The organism is Streptomyces sp. NBC_00322 (assembly GCF_036147535.1).
Lineage (GTDB): Bacteria > Actinomycetota > Actinomycetes > Streptomycetales > Streptomycetaceae > Streptomyces.
In genome coordinates this window covers 5,749,388-5,770,521 of the sequence record NZ_CP108019.1, presented here as the reverse complement: position 1 = coordinate 5,770,521, position 21,134 = coordinate 5,749,388, and the positions used below count along the sequence as shown (strand labels likewise).

The window sequence follows — 21,134 nt, the reverse complement described above, 5'->3', positions numbered from 1 at the left end:
TCTCAGGCAGAGATGCCGTCGATCCGGGCCATCGCGTCGTCCGCGCCGTACGGCTGCAGGTATGGCAGCCAGCGCGGGTCCCTATGCCCGGTCCCGATGATGCGCCACGCGAGCCCGCTCGGCGGGGCGGGGTGCTGGTGCAGCCGCCACCCCAGCTCGCGCAGATGCCGGTCGGCCTTGACGTGGTTGCAGCGGCGGCATGCCGCCACCACGTTGTCCCAGGCGTGCTGTCCGCCACGGCTGCGCGGAATGACATGGTCGACGCTGGTTGCGACGCCACCGCAGTACATACAGCGCCCGCCGTCGCGGGCGAAGAGTGCTTTGCGGGTGAGAGGAACGGGCCCCCGATAAGGGACCCGCACGAACCGCTTCAGCCGTACGACGCTGGGTGCGGCGATGACACGGGTCGCGCTGTGCATGAAGGCGCCGGATTCCTCGAGGCAGAGAGCCTTGTTCTCCAGGACGAGGATGAGCGCGCGGCGAAGCGGTACGACGCCGAGCGGCTCGTACGACGCGTTGAGGACCAGAACGTGCGGCACGGTGGATGCCTCCTTGTACGCCGGCGGCGCGTGGCTCGCGCCGGGACGATCTGCTCTTCAGTGTCTCCTCATGCCAGGTCCGAGCGCCACCACGTACAGGTAACGGGCTCGAGGTGTTTTGAACCACATGCCTTCGACCAGTTCATCCCCGGGTGAGCCTCGTCTCTCCCTCGAACACCGCAACGGAGCACACCGGATGCCCCGTTAGGGTGGTTGGTCTGCCACCGCAATGCCTGGAGGTTCCCCTCGTGTCCCTTTCCGTCCTACTGGCCGCCGGCCCCTCCACCGAGCCGGGCTCGCTCGACGAGGCCGCCAAGCAGGCAGGAGACGCCGCGGGCTACGTGGAACAGAACTGGTCCACGTGGCTGAACACCGGCCTGCGTATCGCCCTGATCCTGCTGGTCGCACTGGTGCTGCGGATGCTGCTGCGCCGCGCCCTGACCAAGCTGATCGAGCGGATGAACCGCTCCGCCCAGGCGGTGGAGGGCTCGGCCCTCGGCGGCCTGCTGGTCAACGCCGAACGCCGCCGCCAGCGCTCCGAGGCCATCGGATCCGTACTCCGCTCGGTCTCCTCTTTTGTGATTCTCGGCACTGCGGGCCTGATGATCCTGGGCGCTTTCAAGATCGACCTGGCACCGCTGCTGGCATCGGCGGGTGTCGCGGGCGTCGCGATCGGCTTCGGCGCGCGCAACCTGGTCACCGACTTCCTCTCGGGCGTCTTCATGATCATGGAGGACCAGTACGGAGTCGGGGACAGCATCGACGCGGGCGTCGCCTCGGGCGAGGTGATCGAGGTGGGACTGCGCGTCACCAAGCTGCGCGGCGACAACGGTGAGATCTGGTACGTCCGCAACGGCGAGATCAAGCGCATCGGCAACCTCAGCCAGGGCTGGGCGACGGCCTCGGTCGACGTCATGGTCCGCCCGACCGAGGACCTGAACCACATCCGCTCGGTGATCAGCCAGGTCGCGGAGGAACTGGCGAAGGCCGAGCCGTGGAACGAGCGCCTGTGGGGCCCGGTCGAGGTGCTGGGCCTGAACGAGGTCCTGCTGGACTCGATGACGGTCCGGGTCTCGGCGAAGACGATGCCGGGCAAGGCGCTCGGCGTGGAACGCGAACTGCGCTGGCGCATCAAGCAGGCCTTCGACACGGCGGGCATCCGCATCGTGGGCGGCCTCCCGCCGGTGGCTGAGGAGGCGACGACGACGGACCCGACGGCGGGAATGGCGGCACCTTCGGCGTACGCGTCGACGACGTCCCCGCAGTCGATGGCGGCGACACCGATCGGGCCTCAGGCGAACATGTCGAAGTAATACGGCGTACGGGAACGGGCCCCTGCCGAATGGCAGGGGCCCGTTCCCGTGTCCCTATCGGTGAACCCGGTTCCTGTACCTGGCCCCGCGGCCCGCCCACGTAACGCTTTGGTTGCCTAGGCCGCGCCGACCATTGACTCTCGCCTGACATGCGGCTTACCTTCCTCCCAACTGAATAGGAAACTTTCCTAACAGTCCAGCTGGGGACATCCGCAGCCGAAGGGCAGGTGCATCCGTCGTGGCCGGAACCACACCCGGGGGTACACCCGGGACCACTCCCGGTACACCGCGCGTACTGCGCGCCATGAACGACCGGGCCGCGCTCGATCTGCTGCTGGAGCACGGGCCGCTGTCACGCACCAAGATAGGGAAGCTGACCGGCCTCTCCAAGCCCACCGCCTCGCAGCTGCTCGCGCGCCTGGAATCCGCCGGGCTCGTCGTCGCCACCGGGACCACCGAGGGGCGGCCCGGGCCCAATGCGCAGTTGTACGCCGTCAACGGGCGCGCCGCCTTCGCCGCCGGGCTCGATGTGACGCCGCAGCGCATTCACGCCGCCGTCGCCGATGTCACCGGTGCAACCGTCGGGGAGTTCGAGCTGCCGACCCCCGGGCGGCGCGCCGAGAGTGTCGTGCGGCAGGTCACCGAGGCGCTCGACGGGGCCGTGAAGGCCGCCGGCGTGACCCGGTCCGATGTGCACCGGCTCGTCATCGGTACGCCCGGTGCCTTCGATCCGTCCACCGGGCGGCTGCGGTACGCATCCCATCTGCCCGGCTGGCACTCCCCCACCCTCCTCGACGAACTGGCCGCCGTGCTGCCCATGCCCGTCGAGTACGAGAACGACGTCAACCTGGTCGCGGTCGCCGAGCAGCGCCTGGGCGCCGCGCACGGGCACGAGAACTTCGTGCTGCTGTGGAACCAGGAGGGCCTCGGCGCCGCCGTCGTCATCGGCGGGCGCCTCCATCGGGGCTTCACCGGCGGCGCCGGGGAGGTCGGCTTCCTGCCCGTGCCCGGCACCCCCTTGGTGCGACAGGTGACCAAGGCCAACAGCGGCGGCTTCCAGGAGCTGGCCGGCGCCCAGGCACTGCCCCGGCTGGCGCGCGAGTTCGGGGTCGAGGGCGTCGGTCACGGACCGCACGCCGAGGTCGCCGCCTCTCTCGTCGCCCGGGCCGTGGAGGCCGACTCGGGGCCGTACCGCAAGCTGCTCGACGCCTACGCGACCGGTCTCGCCACCGGTCTGGCCTCCATGGTCGCCGTGCTCGACCCCGAACTCGTCGTCCTGTCCGGCGATGTGATCGCCGCCGGCGGGGAGCCGCTGCGCGAACGCGTACAGGCGGAGCTCACCGAACTGGCCGCCCCCCGGCCCCGTCTCGTACTCGGTTCCGTACAAGAACACCCCGTCCTGCGCGGCGCGTTGGAGAGCGCCCTGGCCACCACGCGCGACGAAGTCTTCGACACCTCCCGCTGATCCCGCCCGAAACAGCCGAAAGACCTGCCAGCCCCCCGACCCGTCACAGGGAGACTCCGCCATGTCCACACGCACCCGGAAGACGGCCGCCGCGCTCGCCGCGACCGCCGCGATATCCCTGTTCGCCTCGGCTTGTACGGGCTCGAGCGACAGCGCGGCCAACGACGATCCGAACGCCAAGACGACCATCACCTTCTGGCACGGCTGGAGCGCCCCGAGCGAGGTCAAGGCCATCCAGGAGAACGTCTCCCGCTTCGAGAAGGCGCACAGCAACATCAAGGTCAAGATCGTCGGCAATATGACCGACGACAAGATCAACCAGGCGCTACGGGCGGGCGGTTCGAATGCCCCGGATGTGGTCTCCTCCTTCACCACCGACAGCGTGGGCAAGTTCTGCACCTCCGGCGCATTCGTCGACCTCAAGCCCTTCCTGGCGAAGTCGAAGATCGACCCGACGAAGGTCTTCCACAAGCCGCTGCTCGACTACACGCAGTTCGCGGGCAACCAGTGCTCGCTGCCGCTGCTCAACGACGCGTACGGCCTCTACTACAACAAGGACGCCTTCAAGGCCGCCGGGATCACCGCCCCGCCGAAGACCTGGAGCGAGTTCGAGAAGGTCGCCGAGAAGCTGACCAAGGCAAAGGGCGACAGCTACGAGCAGCTCGGCTTCATGCCGAACTACCACGGCTACGAGACGACCCCCATGCACTACGCCTCGCAGTGGGGCCCCACCTACTTCGACGCGGACGGCAAGTCCAACATCGCCAAGGACCCGGCGTTCTCGAAGATGCTGACCTTCCAGAAGGGCCTGGTCGACAAGCTGGGCGGCTTCACCAAGCTGGAGAAGTACCGCAACACCTTCGGTGACGAGTGGGGCGCCAAGCACCCCTTCCAGACCGGTCAGGTCGCCATGCAGCTGGACGGCGAGTGGCGTCTGGGCATGGCCAAGGACGCGAAGGTGAAGTTCGAGATCGGCACGGCGCCGCTGCCCGTCGCGGACGACCAGGTCGCCGACTACGGCAAGGGCTATCTCTCCGGCACGATCATGGGCATCGCCTCCACCAGCAAGAAGCAGAACGCCGCGTGGGAGCTGGTGAAGTACATGACGACGGACACCGAGGCGGTGGTGGCCTTCGCCAACGGCATCCACAACGTGCCCTCGACGATCGAGGCGCTCACGTCGCCGAACCTGAAGATCGACCCGGGCTTCAAGACCTTCATCGACATCGCGCAGCACCCGAGGTCCAACACCACGCCCGCCAACGTCGACGGCGGCGCGTACCAGGTGACCTTCCAGGACTTCGGCTACCAGTACGAGTCCGGGAAGGCGAACGACCTGAAGGCCGGTCTGGAAAAGACGGCCCAGCAGATCGACACCGACATCGCCAAGCAGAAGTAGCAGAGAAGAAAAACCGTGACTACGCACACGCTGCGGACGAAGCGCCGGCGCTCGGCTCTGCGCACTGCGGCCTTCATGTCACCGTGGCTGATCGGCTTCGGCGTCTTCTTCGCCTACCCGCTGATCTCGACCGTCTACTTCTCCTTCATGAAGTACGACGGCTTCCGGCCCCCCGTCTTCAACGGCCTGGACAACTGGACGTACGTCTTCAGCGAGTACCCGATGTTCTGGCCCGCCCTGCGCAACACGCTGTGGCTGGTGCTCGTGATGGTCACCTGCCGCGTCCTGTTCGGCCTCGGTATCGGACTGCTCATCACCAAGATCAAGACGGGCGCCGGGGTCTTCAGAACCCTGTTCTATCTGCCGTATCTGGCCCCGCCGGTCGCGGCGACGCTCGCCTTCGTCTTCCTGCTCAACCCGGGTACGGGACCGGTCAATTCGATCCTCGACTCGATCGGGCTGCCGACCCCGGGCTGGTTCACCGACCCCAGCTGGTCCAAGCCCGCGCTCACCGCGCTCGCGCTGTGGGGCATCGGCGATCTGATGGTGATCTTCATGGCCGCGCTGCTCGACGTGCCGAAGGAGCAGTACGAGGCGGCGGAGCTGGACGGCGCATCGGCCTGGCAGCGCTTCCGCTTCGTCACCCTGCCGAACATCTCGCCGATCGTGATGTTCGCCGTGGTCACGGGTGTGATCCAGACGATGCAGTACTACACACAGCCGCTGGTGGCGGGAAAGGTCGCCTCCGGAATCATCGGCGGCAGCGGGCAGCAGTTCGAGCCCGGTTACCCCGAGAAGTCGACCCTGACGTTGCCGCAGCTCGTCTACAACGTCGGCTTCCAGCGCTTCGACTACGGTGCCGCGGCCGTGATCGCGCTCGTCCTGTTCGTGCTCTCCATGGTCTTCACCGCGTTCCTGATGCGCAGGCGCGGCGGCCTCGTCCAGGTGGGTGACTGACCATCATGACCCAGATCCTCGACAAGCCCGTCCGGGCGGCAACCATCGTCGGCGACGCCGAACGGACCGCACGCCGCAAGACGCTGCTGCACTGGATCGCGGTGCACTCCTTGGGTGTCGCGGCAGCGCTCTTCTTCGTGCTGCCGTTCGTCTTCGTCGTCCTCACCTCGCTGATGAGCGACCAGCAGGCACTCACCCGTGACCTCATTCCCAAGACCTGGGAGTGGGACAACTACAGCCGCGTGCTGGACACTCCGGGCTTTCTGACGTGGTGGCGCAACACGCTGCTGTATGCGGGGCTCGGCACAGTTCTCACGGTGGTGTCCTCGATCCCGGTCGCGTACGCGCTGGCCAAGTTCCGCTTCCGCGGCCAGCGGCTCGCGCTGATGCTCGTCATCTCGATGATGATGCTGCCGCCCCAGGTCGTCATCATCCCGATGTACCTGTTCTGGGCGAAGCAGCTCGACCTGGCGGGCACGCTGTGGCCGCTGATCATCCCGATGGCGTTCGGCGACGCGTTCTCGATCTTCCTGCTGCGCCAGTTCCTGCTCACCATCCCCAATGAGTACCTGGACGCGGCGAAGGTCGACGGCTGCAGCGAACTGCGCACCCTGCTCAAGGTGGTGCTGCCGATGGCCAAGCCGGGCATCGCCGCCGTAGCGCTCTTCCAGTTCTTCTACGCCTGGAACGACTACTTCGGCCCGCAGATCTACGCCTCGGAGAACCCGGCGGCCTGGACGCTGAGTTACGGCCTGGAGTCGTTCAAGGGCGCGCACCACACCGACTGGAATCTGACCATGGCCGCGACCGTCCTGGTCATGGCTCCCGTGATCCTCGTCTTCTTCTTTGCCCAGAAGGCATTCGTCGAGGGCGTCACACTGACCGGAGTGAAGGGCTAGAGACACATGCTGCATTCAATCGGGGGGCAACCCCCGAACCCCCGGCAGACAAAGATTGCAGTCGTGGGTGGCGGATCCACCTACACCCCTGAGTTGATCGACGGCTTCGCCCGGCTGAGGGACACCCTCCCGATCAGTGAACTGGTCCTCATCGACCCGGCGGCCGACCGGCTGGAGCTCGTCGGTGGTCTGGCGCGGCGGATCTTCGCCAGGCAGGGCCACGACGGGAGGATCGTCACCACCTCCGACGTCGACGCGGGCGTCGAGGACGCCGACGCGGTGCTGCTGCAGCTGCGCGTCGGCGGTCAGGCGGCCCGCAACCAGGACGAGACCTGGCCGCTGGAGTGCGGCTGCGTCGGTCAGGAGACGACGGGCGCGGGCGGCCTCGCCAAGGCGCTGCGCACGGTCCCGGTCGTCCTCGACATCGCCGAGCGGGTGCGGCGTACCAACCCGAACGCCTGGATCATCGACTTCACCAACCCGGTGGGCATCGTGACCAGGGCGCTGCTGCAGGCCGGCCACAAGGCCGTGGGCCTGTGCAATGTCGCCATCGGCTTCCAGCGCAAGTTCGCGGCCCTCCTCGAAGTAGCCGCCGCCGACCTCCACTTGAACCATGTGGGCCTCAACCACCTGACGTGGGAGACGGGGGTGCGGCTCGGCGGCCCGGAGGGCGCGGACGTACTGCCGAAGCTGCTGGCCGAGCACAGTGACGCGATCGCCGACGATCTGCGTCTGCCGCGTGCGGTGCTCGATCGGCTCGGCGTCGTCCCCTCGTACTACCTGCGCTACTTCTACGCGCACGACGAGGTCGTACGGGAGCTGAAGACCAAGCCTTCGCGGGCCGCCGAGGTCGCGGAGATGGAGAAGCAGCTGCTGAAGATGTACGGCGACCCGGCGCTCGACACCAAGCCGGAGCTGCTGGCCAAGCGTGGCGGCGCCTTCTACTCGGAGGCGGCCGTGGATCTCGCGGCCTCCCTCATCGGCAGGGGCGGCAGCCCGTACCAGGTGGTGAACACCGTCAACAACGGCACCCTGTCCTTCCTCCCCGACGACGCGGTGATCGAGGTGCAGGCCGCCGTCGGCGCGCGGGGCGCGACCCCGCTGCCCGTGCCCGAGCTCGACCCGCTGTACGCCGGGCTGATCACCCATGTCACGGCGTACGAGGACCTGGCGCTGGAGGCTGCCCTGCGCGGCGGCCGCGACCGTGTCTTCAAGGCGCTGCTGTCCCATCCCCTGATCGGCCAGTACGAGTACGCCGATGCGCTCACCGACAAGCTGATCGCGCACAACCAGGAGCACCTCGCGTGGGCCTGAACGCACGTCGGCCCGCGGAGACGAGCGTGCTCGCCATCGACGCGGGCAACAGCAAGACCGATGTGGCTGTGATCGGTGGGGATGGCGCCGTGCTCGCTGCCGCGCGCGGTGGTGGCTTCCAGCCGCCACGGGTGGGCGTGGAGGCGGCGATCGACGCCCTCGCCGAACCGGTCGGCCGGGCACTGGCCGAGGCGGGCGTGACGGGCGTCGCGCATGTTTCGGCATGCCTGGCCAACGCCGATCTTCCGGTGGAGGAACGGGAGTTGGCCGAGGCCGTGCAGCGGCGCGGCTGGGGGCGTACGACCGAAGTCCGCAACGACACCTTCGCGATCCTGCGCTCCGGTGTCGACGAGCCGCGCGGTGTCGCGGTGGTGTGCGGCGCGGGGATCAACTGCGTCGGCATGCTGCCGGACGGCCGCACCGCACGCTTCCCGGCGATCGGCAAGATCTCCGGGGACTGGGGCGGAGGCGCGGGCCTCGCGGAGGAGGCGCTGTGGTTCGCGGCGCGGGCGGAGGACGGGCGCGGCGAGCCGACGGCCCTGGCCCGTACGCTGCCAGCGCACTTCGGACTCGACTCGATGTACGCCCTGATAGAGGCGCTGCACCTCGGGCACATCCCCTCGGGGCGCAAGCACGAGCTGACTCCGGTCCTCTTCACGACCAGCGCGGAGGGCGACCCGGTGGCCCGCTCGCTGGTGCACCGGCTGGCACAGGAGGTCGTCGCGCTGTCCACGGTGGCGCTGGCCCGGCTCGATCTCCTGGACGAGGAGGTGCCGGTGCTGCTCGGCGGCAGTGTGCTGGCGGCCCGGCATCCGGAACTGGACGAGCAGATCGGCACCTTGCTGGTGGCCAGGGCTCCGAAGGCGGTCATCGAGGTGGTGACGGCCCCGCCGGTGCTCGGCGCGGCCCTGCTCGGGCTCGACCATGTGGGGGCGCCGCCAAAGGCCCACGCCCGGCTGCGCGCGTATTACGCGTAGTCCAGGGTCAATTTACGCGTAGCGCAGGGTCAATTGGGCAACGCTGTCCTCACTCGCCGGACGGGTTTGAACTCATGCCCGTCCGGCACCCGTGTCCACCCCTCGCCAACGGGAACCGATCGAGGTCGGGGGGCGTATTCATGGTGGGGAGATCGGTCTGGCAGGATCCTGGATTACTGCGATGGGAACAAGATCCAGTCAATCCTGGTGTGAATGTCGGTCACTCCGGCCATACTGCTGGCCGGGAGCAGTCTCCCGACCCGCCGGGGGGCGGGCCGACGTCAGGGACCGAGGGGGAGGTCACGTGACATACCCGCCGAATGTGCGCACCGCGCCCCAGTCGGCTCCGGGGCATGCGCCCGCACAGCCACCGGCCCGGCCGGCCATCCGGCCGCCCGCACACCGCGGCGCCTGGGCCGTGGGCAAGGAGCGACTGCGCACCGCGGCGACGACCGAGCCGGGGCGGCTGCAGATCATCGGGGCCGTTCTGGCCGCGCTGGTCGTGGCGTTCGGCGCGGTGACCGCGTTCGAGATCTCCGACCGCGCTTCCGCGGCCGACGATGTGGTGAGCCGCAGTCAGCCGCTGAGCGCGGACGCCGCGTCCATCCACCGCTCGCTGGCCGACGCGGACGCGGCGGCGGCCAATGGCTTCCTCGCCGGCGCCGAAGAGCCCCGCGCGATCCACGAGCGGTACGAGAAGGACATCACGGCCGCGTCCAGGCTGCTCATCAACGCCGCGACGAACACCGACAGTTCGACCGAGTCGGGCCGCCAGATCGCCGCTCTCAACGAGCAGCTGCCCCGCTACACGGGCTTGATCGAGCGCGCCCGTGCCAACAACCGGCAGGGCCTGCCGCTCGGCGGCGCCTATCTGCGCTACGCCAACCTGAAAATGTCGAACGAGCTGCTGCCCGCCGCCGACAAGCTCTACAAGGCGGAGACGAAGCGCCTCGGCGAGGACAACGACGACGCACGCGACTGGCCGTTCGTCTCGTTCGGTCTGGGTGTGCTGGCGCTGGGAGCGCTCGTCTGGGCCCAGCGGCGCAACTACCTGCTGACGAACCGGATGTTCAACCACGGGCTGCTCGCCGCCACGGCCGCGTCGACGGTCGTCATTCTCTGGCTGATCGTGGGGCACACGGTGGCCCGTGCCGAGCTGAACAACGCCATGGAGAGCGGCCAGGAGTCCCTGAAGGCCCTCAACAGCTCACGGGTACAGGCGCTGCAGGCCCGCGCCAATGAGAATCTGGCAGTCGTCTCCCGGGGCGCGGTCCTCACCCCGGACGGCAAGAACGACCAGTACGAATTCAATTACACGAACCGGATGGACGCCGTCGGTGTCACGCTGACGTCGGCGAAGGACCTGGCGGACGACTCCGAGGGGCGCGATCCCGTCGCGGACGCCACCAATGCCGTCGCCGAGTGGCGCACCCGCCACAAGAAGGCGCGTAACACCGACAACGGCGGTGACTACGACAGCGCGCTGCAGCAGATCATCGGCCCGAAGGCCTCGACGGGCCAGTCGTTCGACACGGTGGACGCGGCGCTGCGCAGGGCGATCGACCATGAGCAGCGGGAGTTCACGGCGTCGGCGACGTCCGGGCGCGGCGCGCTGGACGGGCTGCCGGTCGGCGCCGCCGCACTGGCCGTGCTCGGTGCGGCAGGAGCCGTAATCGGCATCAACCGCAGGCTTTCGGAGTACCGGTGAGAGGGGGCGCCATGAGGGACGTGAGGAGCAGGATCCGCGGCTGGGAGGGCGTCGCGGGGATGGCCGCAGCCTGCGCGCTGACCGCCGCCGTCACACTGCTGCCGCTGGCCAGAGGCACGCAGGAGCACGGCGCGGAGCCGGCCACCCAGGGCGTGGCCTCCGTCGTGCCCGCCAAGGAAGACGGCTGCACCACCCCCGAGGCCTCCCTGCCGTCGTCGACCGCCGGCGGACCGGCCATCGACGCGATTGTGCAGCGCGGCAAGCTGATCGTCGGCGTCGACCAGAACAGCTACCGCTGGGGTTACCGCAATCCCGCGAGCGGCGGCCTCGAAGGCTTCGACATCGATCTCGCCCGGGCCATCGCCAAGGACATCCTCGGCAGGCCCGACGCCATCATCTTCCGCGCCATCCCGACCAACCAGCGCATACCCGCCCTGAACAACGGCACGGTGGACATCGTCGTCCGTACGATGACGATCAACTGCGCCCGGATCAAGCAGGTCGCGTTCTCCACGGCGTACTTCCAGACCGGCCAGCAGGTGCTCGCCCCCAAGGGGTCGTCGATCACCGGTTACGACAAGTCGCTGTCCGGGAAGAAGGTCTGCTCGGCCGAGGGCTCGACGGCCTACGAGGCACTGGAGAAGAACTCCTTCGGGGCGACGTTCAAGGACGCGCACGACGGGCAGGCATCGGACGAGGACCAGCTCACCGTGCCCAATCAGCTCGACTGCCTGGTGCGCCTGCAGCTGGGCCTCGTCGACGCGGTCGTCACGGACGCGGCCCTCGCGGCGGGCCAGGCCGCACAGGACCCGGCGGTCGCGCTCAAGGGCGGCAAGCCCTTCACCACCGAGTTCTACGGCGTCGCCACGAAGCTCGGCAACGACGACCTGGTGCGCCGGGTGAACAGCGTGCTCGACGACTACCGCAAGGGCCCGTGGACGGAGGCGTACAACAAGTGGCTGGTGGCCGATCTGCCCGGGATACCAGGGCCGCCGACGCCGAAGTACCGCACCGGCTGAAGCCGGACACGAACAACTAGGCCGGACAGGACCTAGTTCTGCAGGAAAGCTAGTCCGGCAAGGAAGAGCGGAGAGGTGATCGATGGGCGCGGCGGGACCCTCCCCCAGCTTCGCGGCGGGACCCCCAGGACCGGTGATGGACCGGGACGAGGTGGACCGTGCTCTGGCGCGCCTCGGCGCCGAGCACGAAGCGATCGAGACGTCGCTCCTCGCCCTCCAGGACCATGCGGGCCGCCGGCTCCTCGAAGGCGCCGAGCTGACGGGCGTCACCAAGGACCGCTGGGCCTCCGCCGAGCAGGCGATCACCCTGCTGTGGGGGTACTTCGACGCGTACACCGCCGCCCTGAACGACACCCGTGAGCTGCGTTCCCACCGTCGCTGGCCCAGCCGTGAGGACCTGGTGGAGCTGACCGAGCGGCTGCGCGGCCGCAGCGTCACGGTCGCAGGCACCGCCACCCACACCGCGCCGTCGATCACCGGACCCGCCAAGCTCTCCGAGCAGTTCACGCTCGAAGAGCTGGTCGCCCGGATGAACGAGCTGTACGCGAGCTCGCTGGACATGGTCGTCACGGCCGACTCGGTGTGGTCGGCGCTGCCCGCCCGCATAGATCTGCTCTCCGCCGAACTGCAGCGGACCCGATCGCTCGCGCACTCCGTCGGCGTACGGCCCGGCGAGCACCCGGCCGGTGACGAGCTGGAGGCGATCACCCATGAGCTGTCCACGCTGCGCGCCCAGGTGATCTCCGATCCGCTCGCCTTCTGGCGGCCCGCGCCCGGCAGTTCGGCCCCGGGCGGCGGACGGCCCGACACCGACCGCTACGACCGGGCGGCCCGCGCCCTTGAGGACATCCGCCGCGAGATCGAAGCGGTGCTCCAGGTCCGGCAGGACTCCGAGGAGCGGCTGATGCGGCTGCGCGACGTGCTCTCGCGCGCCGAACGCACGCTCACCGAGGCCCGGTCCGCGCGCGGCGAGGTGCTCGCGAAGATCGCGGCCTCCGAGGTGCCCGCGGTCAGCGGCCCACCGACCGCGCTGCAGGAGCGGCTCGCCACGGCAGCCGAGTACCGCAGGCACTCCCAGTGGCACCGGCTCTCGCCGCTGCTCGAATCGCTGGAGCGCGAGGCCGAGGACGAACTGATGCGCGCCCGCGAGTCGTTGACGGCCGTGACCGCGCCGCTCGCGGTCCGCGCGGAGCTGCGCGGCCGCCTGGACGCGTACAAGGCGAAGGTGGCCCGGCACGGCATGGCGGAGGACCCGCTGCTGATCGAGCGGTACGACGCGGCCCGCCGGATGCTGTGGAGCGCGCCGTGCGATCTGCGCGTCGCCGAACAGGCGGTGCTGCGCTATCAGCAGGCCGCCGCCGAAGTACTGGTCCCGCGCCAGGCCGGACCGGCCGGGCCCCAGGACCGCAGGGGGGATTCATGAGCGAGAACAACAAGTGCCAGCGCCCCGGCTGCGAGGGCAGTTACGAGGACATGGGCGGCGGTGAGCTGTACTGCGACACCTGCGGGCTCGCTCCCGTCGTCTCGTCGAACGGCATGGTGTCCTCGCAGCCCACCGGCATCACGGGCGGCGGCAGGGGCTCCGGCTCGGCGCGCAGTTCACGCTCCTCGCGGGCCTCTTCGCGCTCGTCGACCTCCCGGCGTTCGGTATCGGGGCGGCTTTCGCGCTCGCTGACCGGGAGCAGCACCTCCTCCCGGTCGGTCTCAGTGCGCAGCTCGGGCACCTCCACGGGCGCGTCCGGCCGCAACCGGCTGGGTGCGGGCCTGGTCACCGTGCCGCAGGTGCCGCGCCCCGACCCGCGCGCTGCGGTGATGGAGAACCCCGAGGTCCCCGAGCGCAAGCGGTTCTGCTCGCGCTCCGACTGCGGGGCACCGGTGGGCCGTGCGCGCGGTGAGCGTCCCGGGCGTACGGAAGGTTTCTGCACCAAGTGCGGCCACCCGTATTCGTTCGTGCCCAAGCTCGCCGATGGCGACATCGTGCACGGGCAGTACGAAGTGGTGGGCTGCCTCGCCCACGGCGGCCTGGGCTGGGTCTATCTGGCGGTGGACCGCGCGGTCTCCGACCGGTGGGTGGTGCTCAAGGGCCTGCTGGACACGGGCGACCAGGACGCCATGGCCGCGGCGATCTCGGAGCGCCGCTTCCTCGCGGAGATCGAGCACTCCAACATCGTCCGTATCTACAACTTCGTGGAACATCTCGACCAGCGCACAGGCTCGCTCGACGGCTACATCGTCATGGAGTACGTCGGCGGCAAGTCGCTGAAGGAGATCGCCAACGAGCGGCGCGACACGGCAGGCAAGCGCGATCCGCTGCCGGTCGAGCAGGCGTGTGCGTACGGCATCGAGGCGCTGGAGGCGCTCGGGCATCTGCACAGCCGGAACCTGCTGTACTGCGACTTCAAGGTCGACAACGCCATCCAGCAGCAGGACCAGCTCAAGCTCATCGACATGGGCGCGGTCCGCAGGATGGACGACGACGAGTCCGCGATCTACGGCACGGTCGGCTACCAGGCCCCGGAGGTCGCCGAGGTCGGCCCTTCGGTCGCCTCCGACCTGTACACCGTCGCGCGCACGCTGGCGGTGCTGACCTTCGACTTCCAGGGCTACACGAACGTATTCGTGGACTCCCTGCCGGACCCGGAGAACATCAAGGTCTTCCAGACGTACGAGTCCTTCTACCGGCTGCTCGTGCGGGCGACGGACCCGGACCCGGCGCGGCGGTTCGCCTCGGCGCAGGAGATGGCGGAGCAGCTGACGGGGGTGCTCAGGGAGGTCGTCGCGATCCAGACGGGCCGACCGCGGCCCTCACTGTCGACGACGTTCGGGCCCGAACTGCGGGTCACAGACACGCAGTTGTTCGCCGAGCTGACGGGAGACGTTTCGCAGCTGGGAGGGCGTGCGGCGGTAGCTCCGGGCCGTGGGCGCGGTAAGCAGTCGGCGGCGGCGAACGGCTCGGTGGGCATGGGTCCTGTCGCGGTGGGCGGCTCGGCCCCGGTGGGTGCGGGCGGCGCGCTGGTGCCCGGGGCGCGTGTGGGCGAGAGTGCGCCCCAACTGGGCGTCTCGGGCGCCGGATACGGCATCGGCGGGCCCAGCAACATGGGCGGGACGCCCGCACCGGGTGCCGGGATCGTGGGCGGAGGGGCCGCAGGCGCCTACCCGCTCGCGCCCCACCTCGCCACGCTCGACGCCCGCGCGACCTCACTCGCCCTGCCCGTGCCGCGCGTCGACCCGAACGACCCCAACGCCGGTTTCCTCGCCGGTCTCATGGCTTCGGCCCCCGCCGAGCTGATCGCCGCGCTGCACTCCGCCTCCGCCGCCTCCCCGGAGACCCGGCTGCGTGAGCTGCGCGCCCGCCTGGAGATGGGTGAACTGGACTCCGCGAGCAAGGCGCTCGCGACCCTGGAGGGCCAGTACCCCGACGACTGGCGGGTCGTCTGGTACCGCGGCCTCACCTCCCTGGTGACCGGGGAGAACGAGGTCGCTGCGCTCTCCTTCGACGCGATCTACGACGCGTTCCCCGGCGAGCCCGCGCCCAAGCTCGCGCTGGGCGTCTGCGCCGAGGTGCTCGGCCAGCTGGACAACGCCGCGGAGTACTACCGCCTGGTGTGGACGACCGACCCGAGCTATGTCAGCGCCGCCTTCGGCCTCGCGCGGGTGCAGCTCGCGGCGGGCGACCGGGCCGGAGCCGTACGGACTCTGGAGTCGGTGCCGGAGGCGTCGATCCACTACACGGCGGCGCGCGTGGCCGCCGTGCGGGCGAGGCTGCGGCGACGCGCCGTGCACGAGCCGCTGATCGGCGACCTGTTGGCCGCAGCTGCGCAGGTGGACGGCCTGAAGGACTTCGGTCTGGACGCGGTACGCCGCGAACAGTTGTCGACAGAAGTACTCGGCACGGCCCTGGACTGGGTACTCTCCGGTAGTCCCGGAGCCCCTCCGTCCGTACAGAACGCACCGCATGCGCCGAGCGCACCGCACGCGGCGGCGCACAGCACGCCGACAGTGCTGCTCGGCAGCGAACTGGACGAGCGCGGCCTGCGCTTCGGGCTGGAACGCTCCTACCGGGTACTCGCCCGGCTCGCCCAGCGCGGCGAGGAGCGGATCGACCTGGTGGAGCGGGCCAACCGCTTCCGCCCCCGGACGTGGGTGTGATTGATGACCTCGCAGATGCACCAGCCGGCCGCGGGGTCGACCTGCCCAAGCTGCGACGAGCCGCTGGACACGGGTGACCTCTTTTGCGGTGCGTGCGGATACGACCTCTCGGCCGTGCCCGAGCAGCCGGACGACCACCCGACCATCGCCATCGGTACGGCGGTCCGCTGGCCGGCGGCGACCGGCACGGACAGTGCGGGTACCCCGGCGCCCACGCACCGGCCCGGCGATCTGCCGGGCACGGACTCGGGCGGCGGCCCGCTGGCCGCCCCGGCGGCCGTACGGTACGACAACCGGCCGGGCCATGAGGCGTCGCCCGATGTCCCCGTCGTCCCTGTCCAAGCCACCGCGCCCAAGGCCTCGCCCAACGCCGCGCCCAACGCCGCGCCCAGCGTCTCGCCCAGTGGCGACTTCGAGCTGCCCGCACCCGAACCCGAGGCGGCCCCCGCCGGCGCCGCCGACCCGCGCGCCGTGGATCCCGTAACTGCCCCGTCCGGCACCAAGCTCTGCGTGGCCTGCCGCGCCGGTCATGTCGACACCGACGGCTACTGCGAGAACTGCGGGCACGCCCAGCCCCGCGAGCGCGACCACATGGAGCGTGAGCTCGGCTCGGTCGCCGCGGTCAGCGACCGCGGACTGCGCCACCACCGCAACGAGGACTCGTTCGCGGTCTCCTGCACGGCTCTGCCCGACGGCTCACCGGCCGTCGTCGCGATCGTCTGCGATGGCGTGTCATCGGCGACCCGCCCCGACGAGGCCTCCGAGGCCGCGGCGAGCGCCGCCAACGAGCTGCTGCTGGAGACCCTGCCGCGCGGCACGCACCCTCAGCAGGCCATGCACGAGGCGATCGTCGCAGCCGCGGACGCGGTCAACTCCCTTGCCACCGACGCCGGTGAGGGCGAGGCGATGGAGCACGACCCGCACCGCCACCAGAACGCGCCCGCGTGCACGATCGTCGGCGCGGTCGCGGCCGGCGGTCTGCTGGTCGTCGGCTGGGTCGGCGACAGCCGGGCGTACTGGGTGCCCGAGGACCGCAGCGGCCCGCCCGCCCGGCTCACCGAGGACGACTCCTGGGCCGCCCAGATGGTGGCGGCGGGCCTGATGAGCGAGGCCGAGGCGTACGCGGACGAGCGCGCCCACGCCATCACGGGCTGGCTGGGAGCCGACGCGTACGAACTGGAGCCGCACACCGCGTCCTTCAAGCCGGACCGTTCCGGTGTGGTCGTGGTCTGTACGGACGGTCTGTGGAACTACGCCGAGGGCGCCGAGGACATGGCCCGGGCGATCCCCGCCGATGCGGCGGACCGGCCGCTGCACAGTGCGCAGGTTCTGGTCGGTCATGCCCTGGACGGCGGGGGCCACGACAACGTAACAGTGGCTGTCCTGCCGTTCGCCGTGCCGCAGCAAGGGGCAGGATCGGCCTACAACAAGGCTTGAGCCCCCTTTTGTCCGCGGCTTGCGGACCTTCATGCCATTACTCGCTGACCGATTCTGACCAACCCTGCCCGAGCGGAGCCTCAAGGAGCCGATTCAGATGGCTGTTTTCTCCAAGTCCCAGGTGCCGCAGTTCTCCGTCGAGGTGTACCAGAACGAATACCTGCCCGAGGGCGGCCGCGAGGTGAACGCGATCGTCACCGTCACCTCCACCGGAGGCGGCACCAGCGGCGGGGCTCCGCTCACGGGCGCCACGCCCTCCCCCACCGCCATACCTGGGCAGGCGCCGAGCGCGGCCGTAGTGATCATGGTCGACTGTTCCGGCTCGATGGACTACCCGCCGACCAAGATGCGCAATGCCCGTGATGCCACTGCCGCCGCCATCGACACCCTGCGCGACGGCGTCGCGTTCGCGGTGGTCGCGGGCACGCATGTGGCCGCCGAGGTCTTCCCCGGCGGCGGAAAGCTCGCCGTCGCCGATCCGGCGACCCGCGCCCAGGCCAAGGACGCCCTGCGGCGGCTCACCGCGGGCGGCGGCACCGCGATCGGCACCTGGCTGCGGCTGGCCGACCGGCTGCTCGCCACCTCCGATGTCGCGATCCGGCACGGCATCCTGCTCACCGACGGCCGTAACGAGCACGAGGCGCCGGAGGATCTGCGGGCCACGCTCGACGCGGCCGGGGGCCGCTTCACCTGCGACGCCCGCGGCGTCGGGACCGACTGGGAGGTCAAGGAGGTCACCGGAATCGCCTCCGCGCTGCTCGGCACGGCGGACATCGTCGCGAACCCGGCCGAGCTGGCCGCGGACTTCACGAGCATGATGGAGAACGCGATGGGCAAGGAGGTCGCGGACGTGGCGCTGCGGCTGTGGACGCCCGTCGGCGTGGAGATCAAGTTCATCAAGCAAGTGGCGCCGACGGTCGAGGAGTTGACCGGGCGGCGCACGGAGGCGGGTCCGCGGGCCGGGGACTACCCCACGGGATCCTGGGGCGACGAGTCCCGCGACTATCACGTGTGCGTCCAGGTGCCGGAGGCGAGCGTGGGCCAGGAGATGCTTGCCGCCCGCGTCTCGCTGATCATTCCGGCCGCGGACGGCGGCGCTCCGCAGGTGCTGTCGCAGGGGCTCGTACGCGCGGTGTGGACGGACGACATGGTGGCGTCCACCTCGATCAACCCGCAGGTCGCGCACTACACGGGCCAGGCCGAACTGGCACAAGTCATCCAACAGGGGCTGGATGCCCGCAAGTCGGGCGACATCGACGGCGCGACCGCGAAGCTCGGCCGTGCGGTGCAGCTCGCGGCGGACTCGGGGAACGCGGACACTGCGAAACTGCTTTCGAAGGTGGTGGACGTCGTCGATGCGGCGACGGGTACTGTGCGACTGAAGGCGAAGGTCGCGGAGGCGGACGAGATGACCCTCGAAACGCGCTCCACCAAGACGGTTCGTGTGAAGAAGTAGCCAGCCAGAGACACCCAGATTCACCGATGTGAAACGGCCCCCGGGCCGGACGAGGAGAGGGGGAAGCGCCGACATGCCGACCTGCCCGAACGGACACCAGTCGGGTTCCGACGACTGGTGCGAGGTCTGTGGCCACCGCATGGCCGGTCCTGGCGCTCCCGCGGGTGCCATGCCGCCGCCTCCACCGCCGCCACCGCCCGCCTACGGCTACCCCGGCCCGGGTCCCGGCTCCGGTGTCCCGAACGCCACCGCCCACGCCGAGCTCTGCCCGCAGTGCCGCACACCGCGCGAGGCCATGGCCCCGTTCTGCGAGGAGTGCCGGTACAACTTCCTCACGCACACGGCGACCTCGTACACCCCGCTGGCTCCGCCCCCGCAGCCGGTCGGCGGGCTGAACCTGCCGCCGGGCTTCCAGGCGCAGCAGGCGCCCGCGCCGCAGCAGCACGACCCGTACGACTACCAGAGCTCGCGGCCCTCGCAGATGAACCGGCCCGCCGAGCCGCTGACGAACGAGCCGCCGTCGCAGCAGCAGCCGCCGCAGGGCTTCCAGCAGCAGGGGCCGCCGCCGGTGCCGCAGGCCTTCCAGCAGCAACCGGGCCCGCCCGCGCCGCCCGCGTATCAGCAGCCCGCACCTCCCGCGCCGCCGGGGCCCCAGCACACGGGCGGCGGGGACGACTGGATGCTGCCTCCGCCCTCGCAGACGCAGGCACCGCAGCAGCCTCAGGCCCCGCAGCAGCCGCACCCGTTCCAGCAGCATCAGCAGCCGATGCAGCCGCAGTACACCCAGCATCCCGGCCCGCCGCAGGGTCAGCAGGCTCCGCCCCCGTACCAGCAGGCGGCGCCCGCGGGCTGGACGGCCGTCATCGCGCCCGACCGTGAGTACTTCCTGGCGATGATGCAGCGCAGCGGCCCGGACGCGAGCGGCCTCAACCTGCCCGCGTACTCCCCCGAGCAGCAGCTCCCCCTCGTCGGCAACCAGATCACCATCGGCCGCCGCCGGCACTCCACCGGCGAGTCCCCCGACATCGATCTCTCCGTGCCTCCGGAGGACCCGGGTGTCTCGCATCAGCACGCGGTGCTGGTGCAGCAGCCCGACGGCTCGTGGGCGGTCGTCGACCAGAACTCCACCAACGGCACCACGCTCAACGGCGCCGAGGACCCGATCCAGCCCTATGTCCCGATCCCGCTGAACGACGGCGACCGGGTCCATGTCGGAGCCTGGACGACGATCACGGTCCGCCGGGGCTAGGGCCTGTCGTTTGGATCAGGCCGGATCAGTGAGCGGGGTCTGGTGCGTGCGATCGCAGGCCGGAGGATGGGGGTCCCCCCGCCGAAGGCAGGGGGAGAGCCGACGCGGAGCGTCGGCGACCGACGACAACGCAGCGAGCGAGCGTGCCAGGGCACGCGAGCCCGGCAAGATCCAAACGACAGGCCCTAGGGCGTGTGGGACGCCCCGAGGGGCCAGGCGTACGGCCCCTCGGGGTCGTCCAGCCAGGCCCACTGGTGGTGTCCGCTGACCGTGACCCCGAAGCGGTCCCGCTGCGGGCGCCGCTCGCGCTCCCACAGCGACAATGCCTCGTGCGGGTCGAGGCTGCCCGCGGTCAGCGTCAGCAGGAAACGGAACAGCTCGTTCTCTATCGCGCGCCTCGGCAGCCCGCCGCTGTGCCCCTCCCGTGCGGCCGCGCCGCCGCGCAGCGGCACGAAGTAGGCGGCCGTCCGCAGAAAGCGCCCCTCCGCGGTGCGGCCGCTGCTGTCGTCGTGCACCCGCAGGGCGATCAGACCGGTGGACAGCGGCGCCAGGATCCGCGCCCCCGGCCTGCACTGCGGCAGCCAGTCGAAGGGAACGGACGGCAGGGTGCAGGTCGCGATGATGCGGTCGAAGGGTGCGCGTTCGGGGCAGCCGCGCGCGCCGTCGCCGGTGATCACAGCCGGGTGGTAGCCCGCGGCGGCCAGATGTGAGCGCGCCGACTCGGTGATCTCCGGGTCCACGTCGATGGTCGTCACCAGCTCGTCGCCGAGACGGTGGGCGAGCAGGGCGGCGTTGTAGCCGGTGCCCGCGCCGATCTCCAGGACGGCATGCCCCTCGCGCACCTCCAGCTCCTGAAGCATCCGTGCCATCAGCGAGGGCTGGCTGCTGGAGGAGATCAGCTGCCCGTCGCGCACCCGCGTCGCGAGCGGGCCGTCGGCATAGGCACCCCGCAGCCAGCGGGCCCGCCGCTGCGGATCGGGGTCCTCGCACCACAGCCGCTCGTACGCGCCCTTGCCGACGCCGTCGCTCGGGGCGTATCCCCGGCTCACGAAGTAGTACGGCACGAACAGATGCCGCGGCACGTCCTCGAACGCCGCCCGCCAGGCCGGATCGGTCAGCCCTCCGTCGGCCATGATCGTCCGTACCATCGAGCGCCGCGCCTCGGCCGCTGGCTCGGCGAACCGTTCAAGCTCCGTACCCATGCCTCCACTCTCCTGCGCGGCCGCCGCCGAGGCGAGCACCCGATGGTGAGT

General features: G+C 70.3%; 16 protein-coding genes. 14 read left to right on the top strand and 2 right to left on the bottom strand.

Going from position 1 to position 21,134, the window contains the following annotated elements:
* Positions 1-2 precede the first annotated feature (2 nt).
* The gene (locus tag OG905_RS26415; RefSeq protein ID WP_142217192.1) at positions 3-539 is read right to left on the bottom strand and encodes an HNH endonuclease; all 537 of its coding nucleotides are present in this window, start codon (positions 537-539) and stop codon (positions 3-5) included.
* A 248-nt stretch (positions 540-787) separates the two neighbouring features.
* Here OG905_RS26415 and OG905_RS26410 point away from each other — a divergent pair, with 248 nt between their 5' ends.
* From OG905_RS26410 to OG905_RS26345, 14 genes are all read left to right on the top strand, one after another.
* Positions 788-1,852, top strand: a complete 1,065-nt coding sequence (locus OG905_RS26410; protein WP_328677802.1) for a mechanosensitive ion channel family protein — start codon at positions 788-790, stop codon at positions 1,850-1,852.
* Between the two features lie 304 nt (positions 1,853-2,156).
* The gene (locus OG905_RS26405) at positions 2,157-3,317 is read left to right on the top strand and encodes an ROK family transcriptional regulator (RefSeq protein WP_328682617.1); all 1,161 of its coding nucleotides are present in this window, start codon (positions 2,157-2,159) and stop codon (positions 3,315-3,317) included.
* Between the two features lie 61 nt (positions 3,318-3,378).
* Positions 3,379-4,716 (top strand): ABC transporter substrate-binding protein, encoded by a 1,338-nt coding sequence (locus OG905_RS26400; protein ID WP_328677801.1) that lies wholly within the window; start codon positions 3,379-3,381, stop codon positions 4,714-4,716.
* 15 nt (positions 4,717-4,731) lie between these two features.
* Positions 4,732-5,673 (top strand): carbohydrate ABC transporter permease, encoded by a 942-nt coding sequence (locus OG905_RS26395; RefSeq protein WP_328677800.1) that lies wholly within the window; start codon positions 4,732-4,734, stop codon positions 5,671-5,673.
* Between the two features lie 5 nt (positions 5,674-5,678).
* The gene (locus tag OG905_RS26390; RefSeq protein ID WP_328677799.1) at positions 5,679-6,572 is read left to right on the top strand and encodes a carbohydrate ABC transporter permease; all 894 of its coding nucleotides are present in this window, start codon (positions 5,679-5,681) and stop codon (positions 6,570-6,572) included.
* Between the two features lie 6 nt (positions 6,573-6,578).
* Positions 6,579-7,886 carry a 6-phospho-beta-glucosidase gene (locus OG905_RS26385; protein WP_328677798.1) on the top strand — a complete coding sequence of 436 codons (1,308 nt, stop codon included), beginning with the start codon at positions 6,579-6,581 and terminating at the stop codon, positions 7,884-7,886.
* The gene (locus OG905_RS26380; protein ID WP_328677797.1) at positions 7,877-8,863 is read left to right on the top strand and encodes an N-acetylglucosamine kinase; all 987 of its coding nucleotides are present in this window, start codon (positions 7,877-7,879) and stop codon (positions 8,861-8,863) included. The genes OG905_RS26385 and OG905_RS26380 overlap by 10 nt, the downstream gene beginning before the upstream one ends.
* Positions 8,864-9,167: 304 nt before the next feature.
* Complete coding sequence (locus tag OG905_RS26375; protein ID WP_328677796.1) at positions 9,168-10,571, top strand: hypothetical protein; 1,404 nt, start codon at positions 9,168-9,170, stop codon at positions 10,569-10,571.
* Between the two features lie 11 nt (positions 10,572-10,582).
* On the top strand, positions 10,583-11,590 hold the full coding sequence (locus OG905_RS26370; RefSeq protein WP_328677795.1) for a glutamate ABC transporter substrate-binding protein: 1,008 nt from the start codon (positions 10,583-10,585) through the stop codon (positions 11,588-11,590).
* Between the two features lie 82 nt (positions 11,591-11,672).
* On the top strand, positions 11,673-13,013 hold the full coding sequence (locus OG905_RS26365; RefSeq protein WP_443043996.1) for a hypothetical protein: 1,341 nt from the start codon (positions 11,673-11,675) through the stop codon (positions 13,011-13,013).
* Positions 13,010-15,739 carry a serine/threonine-protein kinase gene (locus OG905_RS26360; protein WP_328677793.1) on the top strand — a complete coding sequence of 910 codons (2,730 nt, stop codon included), beginning with the start codon at positions 13,010-13,012 and terminating at the stop codon, positions 15,737-15,739. The genes OG905_RS26365 and OG905_RS26360 overlap by 4 nt, the downstream gene beginning before the upstream one ends.
* Positions 15,740-15,742: 3 nt before the next feature.
* Positions 15,743-17,176 carry a PP2C family serine/threonine-protein phosphatase gene (locus OG905_RS26355; RefSeq protein ID WP_328677792.1) on the top strand — a complete coding sequence of 478 codons (1,434 nt, stop codon included), beginning with the start codon at positions 15,743-15,745 and terminating at the stop codon, positions 17,174-17,176.
* Positions 17,177-17,273: 97 nt separating this feature from the next.
* On the top strand, positions 17,274-18,632 hold the full coding sequence (locus tag OG905_RS26350) for a vWA domain-containing protein (RefSeq protein ID WP_328677791.1): 1,359 nt from the start codon (positions 17,274-17,276) through the stop codon (positions 18,630-18,632).
* 73 nt (positions 18,633-18,705) lie between these two features.
* Complete coding sequence (locus tag OG905_RS26345) at positions 18,706-19,881, top strand: FHA domain-containing protein (RefSeq protein ID WP_328677790.1); 1,176 nt, start codon at positions 18,706-18,708, stop codon at positions 19,879-19,881.
* 185 nt (positions 19,882-20,066) lie between these two features.
* On the opposite strand, the gene OG905_RS26340 is transcribed toward OG905_RS26345, so the two are convergent.
* Positions 20,067-21,083, bottom strand: coding sequence for a methyltransferase domain-containing protein (locus OG905_RS26340; protein WP_328677789.1), 1,017 nt, complete (start codon positions 21,081-21,083; stop codon positions 20,067-20,069).
* Between the last annotated feature and the right edge of the window lie 51 nt (positions 21,084-21,134).